Origin of the sequence: uncultured Streptococcus sp., assembly GCF_963536705.1 — a bacterium.
Taxonomy (GTDB): Bacteria; Bacillota; Bacilli; order Lactobacillales; family Streptococcaceae; genus Streptococcus.
In genome coordinates this window covers 21,007-42,309 of the sequence record NZ_CAUTAP010000013.1, presented here as the reverse complement: position 1 = coordinate 42,309, position 21,303 = coordinate 21,007, and the positions used below count along the sequence as shown (strand labels likewise).

The window sequence follows — 21,303 nt, the reverse complement described above, 5'->3', positions numbered from 1 at the left end:
AGCAAATGATTTATTTAGATAAAAGCAGCTCTGTCTTGCTCAACTATCTTTTGCAGTTGACAGAGCCTGAAACAATTATGGCGATTTCTCGTGCCACAGGGCAATCGCGCCGCAAAATTTATTATCATTTAGAAAAAATAAACGACGCTTTGCCTCAAGGAGTGGACAAGATTGTCAGCCAGCCGCGGGTCGGACTGGTTTTGACAGCGGAACAACGAGAGGCTTGTGAAGCCTTGCTTGAAAGCGTGGATGCTCACAGCTATGTCATGAGTATGGAAGAGCGCATGCAGCTGATGATTCTCTTTATCTGCGTCTTGAAAGAGCGCGTGACGATTGAAAAGCTCATGGATTTGACCGAGGTGTCGCGTAATACAGTGCTCAACGACCTCAACACCATTCGTAGCCAGCTGACGGTCGAGCAGTATCAGGTTAGTCTCATTACAACCAAGTCGCAGGGCTATGTTCTCAAATGCCACCCGCTCAATAAAGTCCAGTACGTTCACGCTCTGTTGACCACGATTTTTTCTGAGGGCAATAGCGGTTTTATGCGGATTTTGGGAAGTAAAATCAAGCAGTTTGTGCAGGAAGATGTGCTGCTGTCCGAGGAATTACAAATTTTTCTCAACCAGCAGGTGCATTTTATCGAGCAGGACTTGGGCAAGAAAATCAATCGCTATGAAATCGAGTTTATGCTCAAGGTTCTGCCTTATCTGCTGCTGTCCTACCGTAATATGACCTTGAGCGAGCAGGAGAGGGACGATTTGTACCGCGAGTTTTCTCTTATTCGTAAGCGCGTGGAATACAGCACGGCTAAGAAGCTTCAGACTTTGCTGGACGAAAAATTGGGCTTGCATTTGGATGAGATTGAGCTGTCTTGGATTGCGGTTTTGTTGCTTTCTTATCGAAAAGACCAGGATTTACATGCAACTAGTGAAGATTTCGCGGATTTGCAGCTGGCCATTGACAATTTCATCTGGGATTTTGAAGCGCATTCTCCCTATGAGCTGGAAAATCGTGACGACCTGATTCGCAATCTCATGACCCACTGTAAGGCGCTTTTGTTCCGCAAGACTTACGGCATTTTGTCCAAAAATCCGCTGACGCGGCACATTCTGCAAAAGTATCCTGAGCTTTATCACTATACCGAGCAGAGCGTGGGGATTTTGGAGGAGGCCTGGCTCATTTCGCTGACGCGAGACGAGATTGCCTACTTGGCTATGCACCTAGGTGGTGCTTTGAAGCCGCAGGCGACGAGGCCCAAGGAGGTCAAGCAGATTTATATTGTCTGCGATGAGGGGGTGGCAGTCCAGCGCCTCTTGCTCAAGCAGTGCCAGTATTATTTTCCGCATGACTATATCCGCGCGGTCTTTACCAGTGAGCAATTTAAGAGCGTGGAAGACCTGTTGGAAGTGGATTTGCTGATTGTGACCAGCGACGGGCTTAGCAGTAGATTTCCGCTGGTGCAGGTCAATCCTATTTTTGACTATGAAGACGTGGTCAAGCTCAACCGCTTTATCAAGTATCGCCTGACAGCCAGTCAGCACAGCGATTTCAGAAGTGAGCTAGAGCGGCTCTTGGCGCATTATCTTGCCAATAGCGAAGAAGCCAAGGAACTCCAGTACCAAATCGAAAACCTGGTCGAAAAGCAGATTTTGACTGGAAATTAGCCTGATTTTACCAGTTCAAGGACAAAAATGTACATTTCGAGGACTTGTGTTTTAATTTTCTGAAAAATCTGTTATTTTATTTTGCATATGAAAAGAAAAATCATCCAATATATCTATCCAATTATTTTACTTTTTCTAGTAAAAATGTTAACAACCGTGTGGGTTGAAGTTTTTTTAAACGGTAGGAAAGTAAAAGTCTACAGCGATTTGGAAATGACGATTTATTTGTCTGCTTTGCTAATTACGATTGTCTGTTCAATTTTTGCTATTTGGCGCTGGGGTGATAAATCTATCTTTAAATTTTCTAAAATAAAACTGTCTTATATTCTAGTAACAGTGGGACTTTATTATTTCCTTCAGTATTTTAACGAGCAGTATTGGCAATGGTTTCCTAATTACGTTACGACAAATCAACAAGGCTTAGATGATATTAGATATGCGCATCCTAGCACATTTGTATGAGGCAGTCACTTGTTCGTGATGTCTATTTTGAGCCCTGTTCGTGAGGAGTTGGTTTTTCGTGGAGCTATTATGACCAGTTATTTCAGGAATTCCCAATATTTCTTGGATGTTCTTGTTTCGGCAGCAGCCTTTGGTATTTTTCACATTATAGGCTTTCCTTGGTCTTGGATTGATTTTTTCTTTTATGCAATGGCTGGTGCTGTGATAGATTTTATTTTTCGCTACACCAAGTCCATTTACTACCCTTTGACTTTCCATATTTTTTGGAATACAGCTAATCATTGGAGTGAGATTTGGAGTTTCATCTATTTGAATATTCTCAATCATAACCACCCGTCTAACGGGTGGTTTGTCCTAGGGCTATAAGCCCACATCACCAGCCAGCGCCTAAAGACGCTGGCTTTCACTTTGTTCAAGCCTCATTGCTCTTGACTTGTCACAAACCTCTCAAAGAGGTGTTTGCATTACTTACCACTATCCCTAAAGGGATCCTCATATTCTTTTACACTCAATTTATCCAACGCTATATCATGCTTTTCCTGCTCTTGGATATATTTCTTAATTGTGGCTTCATTAAGTCCTACTGTACTCACGTAATAGCCTTCCGCCCAAAAATGTCGGTTCCCAAACTTATATTTTAGATTGGCGTGCTTATCAAACATCATGAGAGCACTTTTACCTTTTAAATACCCCATAAAACTAGAAACACTTATCCTCGGTGGAATACTTACCAACATATGTACATGATCTGGCATTAAGTGACCCTCGATAATTTCAACACCTTTATAACTACATAATCGGTGGAATATTTCACCCAAACTGTTTCGATATTGATTATAGATGACTTTTCGTCTATACTTAGGTGTAAACACAATGTGATATTTACACATCCACTTTGTGTGTGATAAACTATGTGCCTTTTGCACCATATTTTTCTCCTTTCGCTTCACAATGGGCTTGAACACCTTTATTGTATCGCGTTTGGAGTTTTTTTGGTATAACCTTCGAGGCGCACCCGCATAGCGGGTGGTTTATTTGTCTCGCACCTAGCGGAGCGAGACAGACTGAAAGTCACAAATTAAACCACACCCGCAAGTCCAAACTCGCGGGTGTTTTTATCAAAAAATAAAGTCCAATCTTGAACACAGACCTGTGTTTTATTTGGTCTTTTTTTATCCCTTGAGGCGGACTATACTAGAAGCATAGAAATCAATCAATTTTTGAGGAGGAATGGACTATGCCAAACGTGAAAGACATTACCAGAGAATCTTGGATTTTGTCAACTTTTCCAGAATGGGGCACTTGGCTCAATGAAGAAATTGAAGAAGAAGTAGTGCCAGAAGGCAATTTTGCCATGTGGTGGCTGGGCAACTGCGGTGTCTGGATTAAGACGCCGGGCGGTGCCAATGTCGTCATGGATCTGTGGTCTAACCGAGGAAAATCAACCAAGAAGGTTAAAGATATGGTCAGAGGCCATCAGATGGCCAATATGGCTGGTGTCCGCAAGCTGCAGCCCAATCTGCGCGTGCAGCCGATGGTTATCGATCCTTTTGCTATCAATGAACTAGATTATTATTTAGTTTCTCATTTCCATAGCGATCACATTGACATCAATACCGCAGCGGCTATTGTCAACAATCCTAACTTGGACCATGTTAAGTTTGTCGGACCTTATGAGTGTGGCGAAATTTGGAAAAAATGGGGTGTGCCTGAAGAACGCATCATGGTAATCAAGCCAGGTGAAAGCTTTGAGTTTAAGGACATCAAGGTGACAGCTGTTGAATCATTTGACCGTACCTGTCTGGTGACTCTGCCAGTCGAAGGTGCTGAAGCTCAAGATGGGGAACTGGCGGGACTGGCTGTGACCGATGAAGAAATGGCACGCAAGGCAGTTAACTATGTCTTTGAAACACCAGGCGGAACCATCTATCACGGTGCAGACTCTCACTTCTCTAACTACTTTGCCAAGCACGGTAAGGACTTCCAGATTGATGTAGCTATCAATAACTATGGTGACAATCCTGTCGGTATTCAGGACAAGATGACGTCTATCGACTTACTGCGTATGGCTGAAAACCTGCAGGCCAAGGTCATCATCCCAGTTCACTATGATATCTGGTCCAACTTTATGGCTTCAACGGATGAGATTTTAGCCTTGTGGAAGATGCGCAAAGAGCGCCTTCAATATCAGTTCCATCCATTCATCTGGGAAGTGGGCGGCAAGTATACCTATCCTCTGGACAAAGATAGAATCGAATACCACCATCCTCGTGGCTTTGATGACTGTTTCGAGCAAGAGTCCAATATTCAATTTAAAGCCCTCCTTTAATATTCTTTGAAAATCTTTAAACCTTGTCAGCCCTGCCATGCTGTTTTCAAATTCAGTCCTTGGCTAGCTTTCAAGTTTGCCCTTACCCTTAGATTTTCATTGATTATAAAATGTTTTTCTACTTGATGAAGCAAAAGTTCAAATGGATAAAGGCTTCAGAAAGTATCCGATGAGATTATCCCTATCTTGCGATATAGGGATAATTTTCTTATAATAGATATGAGACAATTTTTATCGTTTCTACGACCATTGTTTATCCTGTTCTGATGTCAGGACAGATTTTAGTAAAAATAAGGAGAATCCAATGTCACAATTATCAGTTAATGCCATTCGCTTTTTAGGGATTGACGCGATTGAAAAGTCTAAGTCAGGTCACCCTGGCGTAGTCATGGGTGCTGCACCGATGGCTTATGACTTGTTTACTAAACAATTGCGTATCAATCCAGAAGAGCCAAACTGGATTAACCGCGATCGCTTCGTCCTATCTGCAGGACATGGCTCTATGCTGCTTTATGCCTTGCTTCATCTGTCTGGCTTTAAAGATGTCAGCATGGAGGAAATCAAAAACTTCCGCCAATGGGGTTCTAAGACACCAGGTCACCCAGAGTTTGGCCACACAGCTGGTGTCGATGCCACTACTGGTCCACTGGGACAGGGTATTTCTACAGCTACTGGATTTGCTCAGGCAGAACGTTTCTTAGCTGCTAAGTATAATCGTGAAGGCTATCCAATTTTCGACCATTACACTTATGTCATCTGTGGTGATGGTGATTTGATGGAGGGGGTTTCAGCTGAAGCTGCTTCTTATGCTGGGCTGCAAAAGCTGGACAAGCTGGTTGTTCTCTATGATTCAAATGATATCAACCTAGATGGAGAGACTAAGGATTCCTTTACAGAAGATGTTCGTGCCCGCTATGAAGCATATGGTTGGCATACTGCCTTGGTAGAAGATGGAACAGACCTTGCAGCGATTGATGCAGCCATCAATGAAGCTAAAGCTTCCGGCAAACCATCTTTGATTGAAGTCAAGACGGTTATCGGTTACGGTTCTCCAAACAAGCAAGGAACGAATGCAGTGCACGGTGCGCCTCTGGGAGCAGAAGAAGCGGCAGCTACTCGTAAAGCCTTGGGTTGGGAGTATGCGCCATTTGAGATTCCTGAGGAAGTCTATGCAGACTACCGTACAAATGTAGCGGAGCGCGGTGCAGCAGCTTATAATGCATGGAAGCAGCTAGTAGAGGACTACAAGCAAGCCCATCCAGAATTAGCAGCTGAAGTAACAGCTATCATTGCTGGTCAGGATCCAGTAGAAATCAAACCAGAAGACTTCCCAGTACTTGAAAATGGCTTCTCTCAAGCGACCCGTAATTCTAGTCAGGATGCCCTCAATGCGGCAGCTAAGGTCCTTCCGACTTTCCTCGGCGGTTCTGCTGACTTGGCTCATTCCAATATGACCTATATCAAGGAAGATGGCCTGCAGGACGACGTCCACCGTCTCAACCGCAACATCCAATTTGGTGTGCGCGAGTTTGCTATGGGAACAATTCTTAACGGTATGGCGCTTCATGGTGGTCTTCGCGTTTACGGTGGTACCTTCTTCGTCTTCTCAGACTATGTCAAGGCAGCTGTCCGTTTGTCTGCCCTTCAAGGCTTGCCAGTGACTTATGTCTTCACACACGATTCTATTGCAGTTGGTGAAGACGGCCCAACTCATGAGCCGATTGAGCACTTGGCTGGTCTGCGTGCTATTCCAAATCTGACTGTTTTCCGCCCAGCAGATGCGTGTGAAACTCAGGCAGCTTGGTACCTGGCCCTTAAGAGTCAATCCACACCGACTGCTCTGGTCTTGACCCGTCAAAATCTGACAGTAGAAGAAGGCACAAACTTTGACAAGGTAGCTAAAGGAGCTTATGTGGTTTACGAAACAGGAGCAGATTTCGATACCATCTTGCTGGCTTCTGGTTCTGAGGTTAATTTGGCTGTTGCAGCTGCTAAAGCACTTGCAGCAGAAGGCGCTAAAATTCGTGTGGTCAGCGTGCCATCAACAGAGCTTTTTGATGCTCAAGATGCAGCCTACAAAGAAGAAATTCTTCCAAATGCAGTTCGTCGCCGCGTAGCAATCGAGATGGCAGCTAGCCAGCCTTGGTACAAGTATGTCGGTCTGGACGGTGCAGTTATCGGAATCGACCAGTTTGGTGCATCTGCTCCGGCAGGCAAGGTTCTGGAAGAATACGGCTTTACAGTTGAACACGTAGCAGAAGTTGTTAAAAATCTTAAATAAAAAGACATAAAATCAGGGTGTTAGTCATCCTGATTTTTGCTTTTTAAAAAATGTGGTTAGGCCAGTCATGCTTCATCCGACTTGAGACGGACTTTACTTGAAAAGTCAGAATCGTCTTGTAAAAATAAGGGAAATCTGCTATAGTAGTTCATATATGACATTCGAAGGAGAAAATATATGAATCCAACTATGCTTATTGTATTTGCGGTTGTACTGGTAGGGATGACCTATTTCCAAATGCGTACTCAAAAGAAACAGGCTCAGCAGCGTATGGAAAGTCTTAACAAGCTGCAAAAGGGTTATGAAGTCATTACCATCGGCGGTTTATACGGAACAGTAGATGAAGTGGACACAGACAAGAAAACAGTTGTTCTGGATGTGGACGGTGTTTACCTGACCTTTGAACTGACAGCTATTAAAACTGTACTGCCATTGACTGAGGGCACTCCTGCTGTTGCTGGTGGTGAAGGAAGCGTTGATGTTCCTGAGGAAGAATCAGCGATTGAAGAGTAAAGAAATAAACAGCTTGCGGGCTGTTTTTTTGTTTTGACTCATACGTTTAGGAGGTGTCTGGTTTCAAGCTTATTGGCCTCGCGGTTTAGACAGGCTGGGTGAGTTTTAACTGAGTTTGGATTCTCTGGTTGACATTCTGTCCTTATTTTATGACCTCAGGCTTGAAAAAGCGGATGAATTGCCCACATTCCAAGGATTTATGATATAATGAACTGATAAAACTTTAAATAGGATAAAAAGTATGTTTAGTTTTAAGAAAAAAGAAAAGCTGAACGCACCGCTGAATGTTCCCAAACACATTGCTGTCATTATGGACGGCAACGGCCGCTGGGCCAAAAAAAGGATGCAGCCGCGCGTGTTCGGTCATAAGGCTGGTATGGAAACCCTACAAAAGGTGACGATTGCTGCCAAGGAAATGGGTGTTCAGGTCTTGACTGTCTATGCTTTTTCAACGGAAAATTGGTCTCGGCCGGAAAAGGAAGTTTCCTTTATCATGAATCTGCCGGTTGAATTTTACGACCGCTATGTGCCGGAGCTGCACAAGAACAATGTAAAAATCCAGATGATTGGTGATACGGCTAAGCTTCCTAAGGCGACATTTGAAGCTCTGGAAAAGGCTGAAAGCTTGACCAAGCTCAATACAGGCTTGATTCTCAATTTTGCCCTAAACTACGGTGGTCGATATGAGATCAATCAGGCGGTTAAACTAATTGCTCAGGATGTTCTGGATGCCAAACTCAGCCCCGGTGACATTACTGAGGAAGTCATTGGCAACTACCTCTATACCAGCAACTTGCCTAAGATGCTACGCGATCCGGATCTGGTGATTCGGACCAGTGGAGAGTTGCGCCTCAGTAATTTTCTGCCTTGGCAGTCAGCCTACAGTGAGCTGTATTTTACGGATATTCTCTGGCCTGACTTTGATGAGAAGGCTTTGAAGGCTGCAATTGCAGAATACAGCCGTCGGAATCGACGCTTTGGCGGTGTTTAAGGGAGAAAGTAAAAGAGTATGAGTAAAAATTTACAAAAACGTCTAATCTTTGGAGGAATCGCTCTTGCTATTTTTATTCCTCTGGTATTGACAGGAGGAGTCATTTTTCAGATTTTTGTAGGGCTGCTGGCTATGCTGGCGGTGCATGAATTTCTCCAAATGAAAGGTCTTCCGACAGCCACAATCGAAGGTGTCTTAGCCATGCTGGCAGCCTTTGTCCTAACCCTGCCCCTGGAGAACTATCTGAAGTTTCTGCCGGTGGATGGCAATGTCGTGGCCTATGGCTTGGTCGTCTTTCTTCTATTGATTTCGACTGTCCTAGGTTCCAATTACACCTTTGAAGATGCGGCTTATCCGATTGCAGCTAGTTTTTATGTCGGTCTTGGTTTTAATGCCTTGATTGATGCCCGCTTGATGAATATTGACAAGGTCCTGCTAGCTCTCTTTATCGTCTGGGCTACTGACAGCGGAGCTTATCTGGTCGGGGTGCGTTTTGGGAAAAGAAAGCTGGCGCCGAGAGTTTCTCCTAATAAGACTATTGAAGGAAGCCTGGGCGGCATTCTATCAGCCGTTCTAGTGACTGGAATCTTCATGTTGGTTCGACCGCAAGTGTACGCACCTTACAATGCCTTTGTCTTTTTAATTCTGGCAGTGCTCTTTAGTATTGCAGGCCAGCTAGGTGATTTGGTCGAAAGCTCAGTCAAGCGTCATTTCGGGGTCAAGGATTCTGGTAAATTCATTCCTGGCCACGGCGGTGTTTTGGACCGTTTTGACAGCCTTCTCTTCGTCTTTCCGCTGATGCATTTCTTCGGCTTGTTCTAAGACAGTCGAGCGTAGCTGAAAGCAAGGGATGGCAAGCTTGTCTAACGACCGCACAATCTGAGAAGGAACTGGGATTTGGAGCTCAAAATTTTGAGAGGAGCTTCTACCCTATTTTCAAGAGTGTCAGCTATGCAGGGGCGGGAAGCTCGGTATTTGGCCGTTTTCTGCTCCTTCTTTGATTTAAAGAAAAAACAAGATTTCTAGGAAAGGTAAAATATAGAAGTCCATGCAGTTTATAACCTTTATTATTATTTTTGGGATCATTGTGGTGGTCCATGAGTTCGGACACTTCTACTTTGCGAAGAAGTCCGGCATTTTGGTCAGAGAGTTCGCTATCGGTATGGGACCCAAGATTTTCTCCCATATTGGTAAGGATGGGACGGCCTACACGATTCGGATTTTACCCTTAGGAGGCTATGTGCGTATGGCCGGCTGGGGGGAAGATTCCACCGACATTAAGGTGGGGACACCGGCTAGTCTGACCTTGGATGCAGAGGGCAAGGTGGTTCGCATCAATCTCTCTGGCAAAAAGGTTGACCAGACAGCTCTGCCCATGAATGTGACCGGCTTTGACTTTGAGGAAAAGCTGGAAATCACAGGTCTGGTCCTTGACGAGCTCAAGACTTATGCAGTAGATCATGATGCAACGATTGTTGAAGAAGACGGCACTGAGGTGCGGATTGCACCGCTGGATGTTCAGTATCAGAATGCTAGTATCTGGGGCCGCCTCATCACCAACTTTGCTGGCCCTATGAATAATTTCATCCTGAGCGTGCTGGTATTTATGCTGCTGGCCTTTGTTCAGGGCGGCGTTCGCGATGAAAACAGCAATCATTTTCAAGTCATGGATGGTAGTGCTATAGCAGCTGCTGGGGTTCAAAATAACGACCAAATCCTTAAGATTAATGACTATGAAATTAGCAACTGGGCGGATCTAACCAGCGCTCTGGCGAAAATCACAGCCAAGAGTAAGGAAGCGCCGACCTTGTCTGTTACCTACAAACACGGCAGTGAAACGAAAGAAATTACCGTACAGCCTAAAAAAGACGGCAATCGTTATCTGCTAGGGGTTTCCCCAACGATCAAGACTGGCTTCTGGGACAAGGTGATTGGCGGCTTTACTGCAGCTTGGTCTACTACGGTTCGCATTTTGTCAGCTCTGAAAGATATCGTCTTCAACTTCAATATCAATAAGCTGGGCGGTCCGGTCGCTATTTACAATTTCAGCAGTCAGGCTGCAGAGCAAGGATTACCAGCAGTCCTTAGCCTTTTGGCCATGCTGTCGCTCAATATCGGTATTTTCAACCTGATTCCCATTCCAGCCTTAGACGGCGGAAAAATCGTCCTCAATATTCTGGAGGCTATCCGCAGAAAACCACTGAAAAGAGAAACTGAGACCTATATCACTCTGTCTGGAGTGGCTATTATGGTCATCCTGATGATTGCCGTTACCTGGAACGATATCATGAAATTATTCTTCTAAGAAACTAAAGTTCTTAGAACTATGAAAAAGAAATTATTCAATGAAAGTCAAGGAGTTTTGTTTTTATGAAACAAAGTAAAATGTTAATTCCAACCCTGCGTGAGATGCCTAGCGATGCTCAAGTTATCAGTCACGCTCTGATGCTGCGGGCTGGCTATGTCCGTCAGGTTTCAGCTGGGGTCTATTCTTATCTGCCGCTGGCTAATCGTGTGATTGAAAAAACAAAAAAAATCATGCGGGAAGAGTTTGACAAGATTGGTGCAGTGGAGATGCTGGCGCCTGCCCTGCTCAGTGCAGACCTTTGGCGCGAGTCTGGCCGTTATGAGACCTATGGTGAAGACCTCTACAAACTGAAAAATCGTGAGAAATCCGACTTTATCTTGGGGCCAACCCATGAGGAAACTTTTACGGCTATCGTCCGTGATTCGGTTAAATCCTACAAACAGCTGCCGCTCAATCTCTATCAGATTCAGCCTAAATACCGCGATGAAAAACGTCCCCGTAACGGACTCTTGCGGACGCGTGAGTTTATCATGAAAGATGCCTACAGTTTCCACGCTAACTATGACAGCTTGGATGTAGCTTATGATGAATACAAGTCTGCCTATGAGAAAATCTTTACCCGCAGCGAGCTGGATTTCAAAGCCATTATCGGTGATGGTGGTGCTATGGGGGGCAAGGACAGTCAGGAATTCATGGCCATTACGCCAGACCGGACGGATTTGAATCGCTGGGTGGTTTTGGACAAGTCTGTAGCCAGCTTTGATGAAATTCCTGAAGATGTTCAGGAAGCTATTCGGACAGAATTGACCAGCTGGATGGTATCTGGTGAGGATACCATCGCTTACTCCAGTGAGTCCAGCTATGCTGCCAACCTTGAAATGGCGACGGATGAATACAAGCCTGCAGGACGTGTCGTGACTGAGGAAGAAGTTGCCCGCGTTTCCACGCCTGACTGCAAGACAATTGACGAAGTTGCTGCCTTCCTTGGACTGGATGAAAGCCAGACAATTAAGACCTTGGTTTACATGGCTGACGAGTCTCCTGTCGTAGCACTTCTGGTCGGCAATGACCAGCTTAATGAAGTCAAGCTGAAAAATCATTTGGCAGCGGATTTCTTTGACGTAGCTAGTGAAGATGAAGTCCGTCAGCTCCTAGGAGCAGGATTTGGCTCACTAGGGCCAGTCAATCTGCCAGAAGGCGTGAGAATCATCGCTGACCGCAAGGTGCAAGACCTGGCTAACGCTGTAGTGGGTGCTAACGAAGATGGTTATCACTTGACTGGTGTCAATCCAGGCCGTGATTTTACCGCTGAATATGTAGATATCCGTGAGGTTCGTGAAGGTGAAATTTCACCGGACGGCCAAGGTGTCCTCAAGTTTGCTCGTGGGATTGAGATTGGACACATCTTCAAGTTGGGAACTCGTTACTCTGACAGCATGAACGCCAATGTCTTGGACGAAAATGGCCGAGCAGTACCGATGATTATGGGTTGTTACGGTATAGGCGTCAGCCGTCTCCTGTCCGCTGTTATGGAGCAGCATGCCCGTCTCTTTGTCAATAAAACTCCTAAGGGTGAATTCCGCTATGCTTGGGGCATTAACTTCCCGAAAGAGCTGGCACCATTTGATGTGCACCTGATTCCGGTCAATGTCAAGGACGAGGAAGCCCTGACTCTAACTGACCAAATCGAGGCTAACTTGCTGAGTGCCGGTTATGAGGTCTTGGTGGATGATCGCAATGAGCGCGCTGGTGTTAAGTTCAGCGACAGCGATTTGATTGGCCTTCCAATCCGTGTGACAGTTGGTAAGAAAGCTGCAGAAGGCATTGTCGAAGTCAAGATTAAAGCTACTGGCGATACCATTGAAGTCCACGCTGATAATTTGCTAGAAACCTTGTCTATTTTGACAAAATAAAAGCAACTGCCAGTTTTATCTGGCAGTTTTCTTTTGCTTATTGGAGGTGAAAATGCTATAGTAGGAAAAAATAGATTGGAGGACCGAATGATGGGATTATTCAGCGGTTTATTAGGCAATGCCTCTCAGAAAGATATTGAAAAAACAGAAAGACAATTAGAGGATATTCTGACAACAAAAGAGAATGTGGAACTGGCTTTTAGCCTCATTCGCGACTTGATTGTCTTTACAGATAAGCGTTTAATCTTGGTCGACAAGCAGGGAATGACTGGCAAAAAGACTTCTTATAAGTCCTTTCCATATCGCTCTATCAGTCGCTTCTCAGTGGAAACAGCCGGCCATTTTGACTTAGATGCTGAGCTGAAAATCTGGGTTTCCAGCGCTCAAGAGCCAGCAGAAGTCCTGCAATTTACCAGCGATCGCAGCGTCATCGCCATCCAAAAAGCCTTGGCAGAAGCAGTGTTAAGATAGACAAAAAAAGCCTTCTGAGCATTAACTGTAAAGTTAAATCACTCAGAAGGCTTTTTTATTCTTCTTTAAGTCCTTGCCCCTTCAAAAAATCAAAGACAACATCTGGTTTATCTTGGAGTTTTTTGAAGAAAGTTTGACTGCTTTCAGAGTCACCTGCTGACTGAATCAGTTGTTCTTGATCTATTTTGCTGAGGTCAAAGTCAAAAATGGCTATAGCTTTTTTCTTGTCTTCGGAAATCTCAACGTGAATTTCAAGCCCTTTTAGCTTTTCTTGATCTTCAATCATGGGACTTTTCTTAAGATCTTCTCTATAGATTTTTGTTAGTTCTTCGACGCTCATTTTTTGATTTTCTTCAGGGATGGCCTGGCTGGAAATAAGCTGGAAAGATAGGATCTTGTCTTTAGTATAGAAAAGTTTAACTGAATTAGTATAATACTCATCGATTTTATTAGAAAAAGTTTTCGTCTTTGTCTTTTCTTCTTTGGTTTTGCTTTGATTCTGATTTTGCTTGGGTTTGTTTTCTTGCTTATGCTGATTAGGCATACTGCAGGCAGTCAGGGTCAGCAGACAAGCGCTGGCTAATAGAATTTTCTTCACAATTAAGACTCCTTTTGATAAATGTTCTGTTCTATTATATCATAACTTAGTGTCAAGAAGAATGCATTGACAATTGTGTAGGAGTCGCGCTTTGCCCTACTCTTTTTCTGTCGAAAAAAGAGCTGATTTATGGTAAAATAGGGTCACTACTGTACGAGGAAATGTCATGTCAAACAAGTTTGAAATTTTAATGCATCAGCTGGATATGCCACTGGAAATGAGAAATTCAGAGGCCTTTTTGAATGCTGAAATTGAGAAGGTTCTGGTCCACAAGGTCAGTCGGGTCTGGGAGTTTCATTTTTCTTTTGCGAATATTCTGCCCATTGAGATTTTTCGGGAATTGCAGAAGCGCTTAGCTCAAGAGTTTTCTAAGACGGGCAATCAAGCTGTTTTTGAAATTCACTGTCAGGCTCCCCAGGTGTCGGATGAGCTCTTGCAGGCTTATTACCAGCTATCCTTTGAGGAGGGTCCATGTGCCAGCCATGGCTTCAAGAGTCTGTATCAGGATCTGCGGGTTCATTTGGATGGGGACAAGCTGTTGATTGAGGGGGCTTCGACCATTGATACGGAGCATTTTCGCAAGAATCACCTGCCCAATCTCAGTCAGCAGCTGGTCAAGTACGGCTTTCCTCAGTTGACCTGTCAGGTTCAGCACAGCGATGAGCTGACTCAGCAGCAAGCGGAGAATTTCCAGGTGGAGAATGACAAGATTGTTCAGGCGGCCAATGAAGAAGCGCTAAAAGCCATGGAATCCCTGCAGCAGATGGCACCACCGCCAGAAGAAAAGCCAGCCTATGACTTCCAAGCTCGCAAGGCTGCGGCTAAACCAAAGCTGGATAAAGCAGAGATTACCCCTATGATTGAAGTTCAGACTGAGGAAAATCGTCTGGTCTTTGAGGGAATGGTTTTTGATCTGGAGCAGAAGGTCACTCGGACCGGTCGGGTCTTGCTTAATTTCAAGATGACAGACTACACGTCCAGCTTCTCCTTGCAGAAATGGATGAAAAACGAAGAAGAAGCCAAGAAGTTTGACATGATTAAGAAAGGCGCCTGGCTGCGCGTGCGCGGAAATGTGGAGATGAACAACTTCACTCGCGACCTGACCATGAATGTGCAGGATGTGCAAGTCGTTACCCACTATGAGCGCAAGGATCTGATGCCTGAGGGTCAGAAGCGGGTTGAATTTCACGCCCATACCAATATGTCTACGATGGACGCCCTGCCTGAGGTCGAGGAAATCGTTGCAATAGCAGCCAAGTGGGGCCACAAGGCTGTCGCCATTACTGACCATGGCAATGTGCAGAGCTTTCCTCATGGCTACAAAGCTGCCAAGAAGGCTGGTATCCAGCTGATTTACGGCATGGAGGCCAATATTGTAGAAGACAGGGTGCCTATCGTCTACAATGAAGTGGACATGGAGCTGAGCGATGCGACCTATGTGGTCTTTGACGTGGAAACAACAGGACTTTCGGCGGTTTATAATGACTTGATTCAGGTCGCAGCCAGCAAGATGCATAAGGGCAATATCATCGCAGAGTTTGATGAGTTTATCAATCCTGGGCATCCTCTTTCGGCCTTTACGACGGATCTGACTGGGATTACAGATGAGCATGTCCGCAATGCCAAACCGCTAGAGCAGGTGCTGAAAGAATTTCAGGAATTTTGCCAGGACAGTGTCCTCGTTGCCCATAATGCTACCTTTGACGTGGGCTTTATGAATGTCAATTATGAGCGTCATGGCCTGCCAAAAATTACTCAGCCAGTTATTGACACGCTGGAATTTGCCCGCAACCTCTATCCAGAGTACAAGCGGCATGGTTTGGGGCCTTTGACCAAGCGTTTCCAGATTGCTCTGGAGCATCATCACATGGCCAACTATGACGCGGAAGCGACGGGCCGCCTCCTCTTTATATTTATCAAGGATGTGGCTGAAAAGCATGGTGTGACCAATCTCAAGGATTTGAATACAGATCTGGTCGATGAGAATTCCTACAAGAAAGCTCGGGTCAAGCATGCGACCATTTATGTGAAAAATCAGACGGGACTCAAGAATATTTTCAAGTTAGTCAGTCTGTCCAATACCAAGTATTTCGAAGGTGTCCCGCGAATTCCTCGGACCGTGCTGGATGCCCATCGTGAAGGCCTGATTCTGGGCTCAGCCTGCTCAGAAGGCGAAGTCTATGATGCTGTTGTCTCTCAGGGGGTGGATGCAGCTGTCGAGGTAGCCAAGTATTATGACTTTATCGAGGTCATGCCACCAGCTATCTATGAGCCACTGATTGCCAAGGAGCAGATCAAGGACCAGGCAGAACTGCAGACCATTATTCGCAATCTGATTGAGGTCGGCGATCGCTTGGGCAAGCCTATCCTTGCGACGGGGAACGTCCACTATATTGAGCCGGAAGAAGAAATCTATCGTGAGATTATCGTCCGGAGTCTTGGTCAGGGAGCTATGATTAACCGAACCATTGGTCACGGTGAAAATGCCCAGCCGGCTCCGCTTCCTAAGGCTCACTTCCGGACCACCAATGAGATGCTGGATGAATTTGCCTTCTTGGGCGAGGACTTAGCTAAGAAGCTAGTCATCACCAATCCGAATCAGCTGGCGGAGACCTTTGAGCCAGTCGAGGTGGTAAAGGGCGACCTCTATACACCTTTCATTGACAAGGCCGAGGAGACAGTTGCCGAGCTGACCTATCAAAAGGCCTTTGAAATTTATGGCAATCCGCTGCCAGATATCGTGGACTTGCGGATCGAAAAAGAGTTGACCTCCATCTTGGGGAATGGCTTTGCCGTGATTTACTTGGCTTCGCAGATGCTGGTGCAACGCTCAAATGACCGGGGCTATCTGGTAGGTTCACGGGGGTCAGTCGGTTCCAGCTTTGTTGCGACCATGATTGGGATTACTGAGGTTAATCCTTTGTCACCCCACTATGTCTGTAGCAAATGTCAATACAGCGAGTTCATCACGGACGGCTCCTATGGTTCTGGCTTCGATATGCCGGATAAGGACTGCCCAGAGTGCGGCCACAAGCTGAGCAAGAACGGTCAGGATATTCCTTTTGAGACCTTCCTTGGATTTGACGGAGACAAGGTACCTGATATTGACTTGAACTTCTCCGGAGAAGATCAGCCAAGCGCCCATTTGGACGTGCGGGATATCTTTGGTTCAGAATACGCCTTTCGGGCTGGGACTGTTGGTACCGTTGCGGCTAAGACGGCCTATGGATTTGTCAAGGGCTATGAGCGCGACTACGGGAAGTTTTACCGAGACGCAGAAGTTGAGCGTCTGGCGCAGGGAGCTGCCGGAGTCAAGCGGACGACTGGACAACACCCGGGCGGAATCGTTGTTATCCCTAACTACATGGATGTTTATGACTTTACACCGGTCCAATATCCAGCTGACGATGTGACGGCCGAGTGGCAGACCACCCACTTTAACTTCCATGATATTGATGAAAATGTCCTCAAGCTAGACGTTCTGGGACACGATGATCCGACCATGATTCGGAAGCTTCAGGACTTGTCTGGCATTGATCCTACTGATATTCCTATGGATGATCCTGGTGTCATGGCCCTCTTTTCTGGGACGGACATTCTGGGTGTGACTCAGGAGCAGATCGGCACGCCGACTGGTATGCTGGGAATTCCGGAGTTTGGGACCAATTTTGTACGGGGTATGGTTGATGAGACCCATCCGACGACATTTGCCGAGCTCTTACAGCTATCTGGTCTCTCTCATGGTACGGACGTTTGGCTGGGCAATGCTCAAGACTTGATCAAGCAAGGGATTGCTGACCTGTCCACCGTTATCGGCTGTCGGGATGATATCATGGTTTACCTCATGCACAAGGGCTTGGATCCTAAGATGGCCTTTACGATTATGGAGCGCGTGCGGAAGGGCCTTTGGCTGAAAATTTCTGAAGAAGAGCGCAATGGCTATATCGCAGCCATGAAGGAAAACAATGTGCCAGAGTGGTACATCGAGTCCTGTGGAAAGATCAAGTACATGTTCCCCAAGGCCCATGCGGCAGCCTACGTTATGATGGCCCTGCGGGTGGCCTATTTCAAGGTGCATCATCCGATTTATTACTACTGTGCTTATTTCTCCATCCGAGCCAAGGCCTTTGATATCAAGACCATGAGTGGTGGTCTTGATGCCGTCAAGCGCCGGATGAACGAAATCGCTGAGAAGCGTAAGAACAACGAAGCCTCCAATGTAGAAATTGACCTTTATACGACCCTGGAAATCGTCAATGAAATGCTGGAGCGGGGCTTCAAATTCGGAAAGCTGGATCTCTATAAGAGCCATGCGACTGAGTTTCTCATCGAAGAGGATACCCTTATCCCACCATTCTCTGCTATGGACGGTCTGGGTGACAACGTTGCCCGCCAAGTGGTCAGAGCCCGCGAACAAGGCGAATTCCTCTCTAAGACAGAGCTCCGCAAACGCGGCGGCCTCTCTAGCACCCTAGTTGAAAAAATGGACGACATGGGAATCCTGGGCAATATGCCTGAAGATAACCAGTTGAGTTTGTTTGATGATTTGTTTTAAGAAGGAGGTTCATGGAAAATATTACGGAACAATTTAATGCGGTTGCTTTAGAATATGATTGGGTAACCACTCTTTTGGAAGGCAAGCCTGATTATCTACTGAATAATTTGCCTGACAGTAGAGTTTCCGCTTTGGATATTGGTTGTGGCGGAGGGAATACCTGCATTTTTCTGTCTTCATATTTTCAACATGTGACAGGAATAGATCTATCTGCAGATTTTCTGCAGATAGCAAAAGATAAAGTAGAAAAAGAAGATTTACAGAATGTAGAATTACTGCAGGATGATTTTTTAACCGCTGTTTTTGAGAAACAATTTGATTTTATTTTCAGTCGAACGACATTTCATCATTTGGACATCCCTGAAGCTTTGGAAAAATGTAAGAAATTACTAAAGCCAGGTGGCATCCTGTTTGTTATGGACAATGTATCAGAAAAGCCCACTCCTTCAACTTGGACCTATGTTGTAGGCGCTTATTTAGATTTTCCTCGACACTGGAAAAGATTCGGCTTGAAAAATGCCAGAAGAATCTTCAAACATAGCACCTCCAAATCTTGGCTCAATCATTTAGCAACAGATCGCTACCTTTCTAAAAAAGGATATGAAGAGATTTATGGGAAGTTGCTGCCAGGCTGTAAATTAATTCAGGATGGTTGGAATATGAAAGTCATCTGGCATCATAAACCAATAGATGGTTAACAAAGGAAAGGACTCTCTCATGAAACTTAGAATAAATGCCGAAGATAAGCCTGCGCAAAAGGTGTTTGATTACTAGCTGGATCTTGACCCAGATACGATTTTGAAAATGACTGCCTTGATTTGCGGCACTGTGGCAGCGGTTAGCCTGCTGTCCCTGTTTAAAGAGAAATAACAAAAGAAAAGGAGAAGCAGCATGGTTCTGCCAAATTTTAAAGAAAACTTAGAAAAATACGCTAAACTATTGGTTGCCAATGGTATTAATGTGCAGCCGGGTCACACGGTGGCGCTCAATATTGATGTGGAGCAGCGTGAGCTGGCTCACTTGATTGTCAAGGAAGCCTATGCTCTGGGTGCTCACGAGGTCATCGTCCAGTGGGCGGATGATTTGACTACGCGGGAGAAATTCCTCCATGCACCGATGGAGCGCTTGGACAATGTTCCAGACTATAAGGTGGCTGAGATGAACTATCTCCTCGAAAAGAAAGCCAGCCGCTTGGGCGTTCGTTCATCTGACCCAGGAGCTTTAAATGGCGTGGATGCCGAGAAATTATCGGCTTCTGCTAAGGCTATGGGGATAGCCATGAAGCCGATGCGGATTGCAACCCAATCCAATAAAGTCAGCTGGACAGTCGCTGCAGCAGCCGGTACAGAGTGGGCTAAGAAGGTCTTTCCAAACGCAGCCAGTGATGAGGAAGCGGTAGACTTGCTTTGGGATCAGATTTTCAAAACCTGCCGTGTCTATGAGAATGATCCAGTAGCCGCTTGGCAGGCGCATGAAGAAAAACTCAGCTCAAAAGCTAAGGTTTTAAACGAGGAGCAATTCACAGCTCTGCACTACACAGCTCCTGGAACTGACTTGACATTGGGCTTGCCCAAGAACCATCACTGGGAGTCAGCTGGCAGTCTAAATGCTCAGGGCGAGTATTTCATTGCCAACATGCCGACAGAAGAGGTCTTTACAGCACCGGACTTTCGCCGGGCAGAAGGTTATGTGACTAGCACCAAGCCTCTCAGCTACAATGGCAACATCATCGAAGGCATCAAGGTGACCTTCAAGGATGGCCAGATTGTGGATATTACTGCTGAAAAGGGAGACCAGGTTATGAAAGATCTTGTCTTTGAAAATGCTGGTGCGCGTGCTTTAGGTGAGTGTGCCTTGGTACCAGATCCAAGTCCGATTTCTCAGTCAGGCATTACTTTCTTCAATACTCTCTTTGATGAAAATGCTTCTAACCACTTGGCTATCGGTGCAGCCTATGCGACTAGTGTGGTCGGTGGAGAGAATTTCTCTGAAGAAGAGCTGGAAGCAGCGGGTCTCAACCGCTCGGATGTCCATGTGGACTTTATGATTGGCTCTGATCAGATGGATATTGACGGTATCCGCGAAGACGGCAGTCGCGTAGCCATCTTCCGCAATGGAGACTGGGCAATCTAAGATTTCGAGTTGCCTTAAATGGCGCATTCCATAATGATAGCTTCCACTTGCTTCTTTAGAAGCCTTGCTAGAAATATAGAAAGAAGGGGAATATATGATTGGTAGTATGTTTGTCGGTTTTATTATCGGCCTTATCGCCGGGGCTATTACCAGCCGTGGGGAGCGCATGGGCTGTATCGGAAAAATCCTCTTGGGTTGGTTTGGTTCCTTGATAGGTCAATTTCTTTTTGGTCATTGGGGACCAATGCTTGCTGATACAGCTATTGTTCCATCAGTGCTAGGAGCAGTTATCCTCTTGGCTATTTTCTGGAGACGGGATAGTTAGAATAGAAAAAATACCTAGATAGAAACTATCTAGGTATTTTTGATAATGATATACAAGTTGTTTACTCAATCACCAACATGCCGTCTTTGACTGCAAATGGGTCTTTTTCATTGATGCGGTCATAGAACATAATGCCGTTGATATGGTCGATTTCATGCTGAACGACAATGGCGTTATAGCCCTTGAGCTTGATACGATGCTTTTGACCGTCCTTATCAAAGTAATCCACGGTCACTCGCGCATGCCGAACTACGTAGCCCGGTACTTCTCGATCAACTGACAGACAGCCTTCACCATCAGCTAAAGCTGCATCCTGAACGGAGTGGGCTACAATCTTAGGATTGTACATCAGTGTTTGCAGGCTATAAGCTTCCTTAGGTGGATTGCCCTCTTCGTCGTCAGGGTTGGGAACTAAAACGGCGATGAGCCGTTTGGAAATATCCAGCTGGGGAGCAGCTAGACCAACACCACCGCGCAGCCCCATTTTTTCTGCCATGACTGGATCCTGGGAATTCTTGAGAAATTGCATCATTTTTTCGCCCAGAATGATTTCCTGGTCTGACAGAGGGAAGCTGATTTCCTCAGCGATAGCGCGCAGGGTCGGATTGCCCTCGCGGATAATGTCCTCCATATCAATTAAATGGGCTGGTTTGGTTAATCGTTCAATAACAGATGTTTTTTCACTCACAGACATGATTCTCTCCTTTTTCTATCCTTCATCATAACATAAAAGCTGTAAGAAATAAAGGCGGGAGCG

General features: G+C 45.5%; 17 protein-coding genes. 14 read left to right on the top strand and 3 right to left on the bottom strand.

The window, feature by feature from the left end:
- The first annotated feature begins 5 nt into the window (after nucleotides 1-5).
- Nucleotides 6-1,667 carry a transcription antiterminator gene (locus tag RWX26_RS08245; protein WP_223323619.1) on the top strand — a complete coding sequence of 554 codons (1,662 nt, stop codon included), beginning with the start codon at nucleotides 6-8 and terminating at the stop codon, nucleotides 1,665-1,667.
- 480 nt (nucleotides 1,668-2,147) lie between these two features.
- Nucleotides 2,148-2,495 (top strand): CPBP family intramembrane glutamic endopeptidase, encoded by a 348-nt coding sequence (locus RWX26_RS08240; RefSeq protein ID WP_223323794.1) that lies wholly within the window; start codon nucleotides 2,148-2,150, stop codon nucleotides 2,493-2,495.
- Between the two features lie 98 nt (nucleotides 2,496-2,593).
- On the opposite strand, the gene tnpA is transcribed toward RWX26_RS08240, so the two are convergent.
- Nucleotides 2,594-3,058 (bottom strand): IS200/IS605 family transposase, encoded by a 465-nt coding sequence (gene tnpA / locus RWX26_RS08235; protein WP_125407605.1) that lies wholly within the window; start codon nucleotides 3,056-3,058, stop codon nucleotides 2,594-2,596.
- Nucleotides 3,059-3,366: 308 nt separating this feature from the next.
- Here tnpA and ulaG point away from each other — a divergent pair, with 308 nt between their 5' ends.
- The 8 genes from ulaG to RWX26_RS08195 all read left to right on the top strand — a co-directional run bounded on the left by ulaG (nucleotide 3,367) and on the right by RWX26_RS08195 (nucleotide 12,935).
- A complete protein-coding gene (ulaG, locus tag RWX26_RS08230; RefSeq protein ID WP_223323617.1) occupies nucleotides 3,367-4,458 on the top strand; it encodes an L-ascorbate 6-phosphate lactonase in 1,092 nt (363 codons plus the stop codon).
- Between the two features lie 304 nt (nucleotides 4,459-4,762).
- On the top strand, nucleotides 4,763-6,739 hold the full coding sequence (gene tkt, locus RWX26_RS08225; protein ID WP_314580738.1) for a transketolase: 1,977 nt from the start codon (nucleotides 4,763-4,765) through the stop codon (nucleotides 6,737-6,739).
- A gap of 177 nt (nucleotides 6,740-6,916) precedes the next feature.
- Entirely contained in the window at nucleotides 6,917-7,252 is a 336-nt protein-coding gene (gene yajC / locus RWX26_RS08220) for a preprotein translocase subunit YajC (RefSeq protein ID WP_002911642.1), read from the top strand.
- Between the two features lie 241 nt (nucleotides 7,253-7,493).
- On the top strand, nucleotides 7,494-8,243 hold the full coding sequence (locus RWX26_RS08215; protein WP_002902229.1) for an isoprenyl transferase: 750 nt from the start codon (nucleotides 7,494-7,496) through the stop codon (nucleotides 8,241-8,243).
- An 18-nt stretch (nucleotides 8,244-8,261) separates the two neighbouring features.
- Nucleotides 8,262-9,065, top strand: coding sequence for a phosphatidate cytidylyltransferase (locus tag RWX26_RS08210; RefSeq protein WP_111675265.1), 804 nt, complete (start codon nucleotides 8,262-8,264; stop codon nucleotides 9,063-9,065).
- Between the two features lie 226 nt (nucleotides 9,066-9,291).
- Nucleotides 9,292-10,548 carry an RIP metalloprotease RseP gene (gene rseP, locus RWX26_RS08205; protein ID WP_002905401.1) on the top strand — a complete coding sequence of 419 codons (1,257 nt, stop codon included), beginning with the start codon at nucleotides 9,292-9,294 and terminating at the stop codon, nucleotides 10,546-10,548.
- A 65-nt stretch (nucleotides 10,549-10,613) separates the two neighbouring features.
- On the top strand, nucleotides 10,614-12,464 hold the full coding sequence (locus RWX26_RS08200) for a proline--tRNA ligase (protein WP_314580730.1): 1,851 nt from the start codon (nucleotides 10,614-10,616) through the stop codon (nucleotides 12,462-12,464).
- Nucleotides 12,465-12,554: 90 nt separating this feature from the next.
- Complete coding sequence (locus RWX26_RS08195) at nucleotides 12,555-12,935, top strand: PH domain-containing protein (protein ID WP_111676906.1); 381 nt, start codon at nucleotides 12,555-12,557, stop codon at nucleotides 12,933-12,935.
- A 55-nt stretch (nucleotides 12,936-12,990) separates the two neighbouring features.
- On the opposite strand, the gene RWX26_RS08190 is transcribed toward RWX26_RS08195, so the two are convergent.
- Nucleotides 12,991-13,533, bottom strand: a complete 543-nt coding sequence (locus tag RWX26_RS08190; protein WP_111675268.1) for a DUF1307 domain-containing protein — start codon at nucleotides 13,531-13,533, stop codon at nucleotides 12,991-12,993.
- A 166-nt stretch (nucleotides 13,534-13,699) separates the two neighbouring features.
- Between RWX26_RS08190 and RWX26_RS08185 the strand changes: the two genes are divergently transcribed.
- From RWX26_RS08185 to RWX26_RS08170, 4 genes are all read left to right on the top strand, one after another.
- A complete protein-coding gene (locus RWX26_RS08185) occupies nucleotides 13,700-18,088 on the top strand; it encodes a PolC-type DNA polymerase III (RefSeq protein WP_314580726.1) in 4,389 nt (1,462 codons plus the stop codon).
- Between the two features lie 11 nt (nucleotides 18,089-18,099).
- The gene (locus RWX26_RS08180) at nucleotides 18,100-18,786 is read left to right on the top strand and encodes a class I SAM-dependent methyltransferase (RefSeq protein ID WP_314580724.1); all 687 of its coding nucleotides are present in this window, start codon (nucleotides 18,100-18,102) and stop codon (nucleotides 18,784-18,786) included.
- A gap of 193 nt (nucleotides 18,787-18,979) precedes the next feature.
- Nucleotides 18,980-20,221 (top strand): aminopeptidase, encoded by a 1,242-nt coding sequence (locus tag RWX26_RS08175; protein ID WP_011837526.1) that lies wholly within the window; start codon nucleotides 18,980-18,982, stop codon nucleotides 20,219-20,221.
- 94 nt (nucleotides 20,222-20,315) lie between these two features.
- On the top strand, nucleotides 20,316-20,546 hold the full coding sequence (locus RWX26_RS08170) for a GlsB/YeaQ/YmgE family stress response membrane protein (RefSeq protein WP_002893807.1): 231 nt from the start codon (nucleotides 20,316-20,318) through the stop codon (nucleotides 20,544-20,546).
- 61 nt (nucleotides 20,547-20,607) lie between these two features.
- Here RWX26_RS08170 and def read toward each other — a convergent pair whose 3' ends face one another.
- Complete coding sequence (def, locus tag RWX26_RS08165; protein ID WP_314580721.1) at nucleotides 20,608-21,240, bottom strand: peptide deformylase; 633 nt, start codon at nucleotides 21,238-21,240, stop codon at nucleotides 20,608-20,610.
- Between the last annotated feature and the right edge of the window lie 63 nt (nucleotides 21,241-21,303).

Bases quoted from the DNA above. Each gene is read 5' to 3' on its own strand.
- RWX26_RS08245 (WP_223323619.1), top strand. From the start codon at position 6: ATGATTTATTTAGATAAAAGCAGCTCTGTCTTGCTCAACTATCTTTTG.
- RWX26_RS08240 (WP_223323794.1), top strand. From the start codon at position 2,148: ATGTCTATTTTGAGCCCTGTTCGTGAGGAGTTGGTTTTTCGTGGAGCT.
- tnpA (WP_125407605.1), bottom strand. From the start codon at position 3,058: ATGGTGCAAAAGGCACATAGTTTATCACACACAAAGTGGATGTGTAAA.
- ulaG (WP_223323617.1), top strand. From the start codon at position 3,367: ATGCCAAACGTGAAAGACATTACCAGAGAATCTTGGATTTTGTCAACT.
- tkt (WP_314580738.1), top strand. From the start codon at position 4,763: ATGTCACAATTATCAGTTAATGCCATTCGCTTTTTAGGGATTGACGCG.
- yajC (WP_002911642.1), top strand. From the start codon at position 6,917: ATGAATCCAACTATGCTTATTGTATTTGCGGTTGTACTGGTAGGGATG.
- RWX26_RS08215 (WP_002902229.1), top strand. From the start codon at position 7,494: ATGTTTAGTTTTAAGAAAAAAGAAAAGCTGAACGCACCGCTGAATGTT.
- RWX26_RS08210 (WP_111675265.1), top strand. From the start codon at position 8,262: ATGAGTAAAAATTTACAAAAACGTCTAATCTTTGGAGGAATCGCTCTT.
- rseP (WP_002905401.1), top strand. From the start codon at position 9,292: ATGCAGTTTATAACCTTTATTATTATTTTTGGGATCATTGTGGTGGTC.
- RWX26_RS08200 (WP_314580730.1), top strand. From the start codon at position 10,614: ATGAAACAAAGTAAAATGTTAATTCCAACCCTGCGTGAGATGCCTAGC.
- RWX26_RS08195 (WP_111676906.1), top strand. From the start codon at position 12,555: ATGGGATTATTCAGCGGTTTATTAGGCAATGCCTCTCAGAAAGATATT.
- RWX26_RS08185 (WP_314580726.1), top strand. From the start codon at position 13,700: ATGTCAAACAAGTTTGAAATTTTAATGCATCAGCTGGATATGCCACTG.
- RWX26_RS08180 (WP_314580724.1), top strand. From the start codon at position 18,100: ATGGAAAATATTACGGAACAATTTAATGCGGTTGCTTTAGAATATGAT.
- RWX26_RS08175 (WP_011837526.1), top strand. From the start codon at position 18,980: ATGGTTCTGCCAAATTTTAAAGAAAACTTAGAAAAATACGCTAAACTA.
- RWX26_RS08170 (WP_002893807.1), top strand. From the start codon at position 20,316: ATGATTGGTAGTATGTTTGTCGGTTTTATTATCGGCCTTATCGCCGGG.
- def (WP_314580721.1), bottom strand. From the start codon at position 21,240: ATGTCTGTGAGTGAAAAAACATCTGTTATTGAACGATTAACCAAACCA.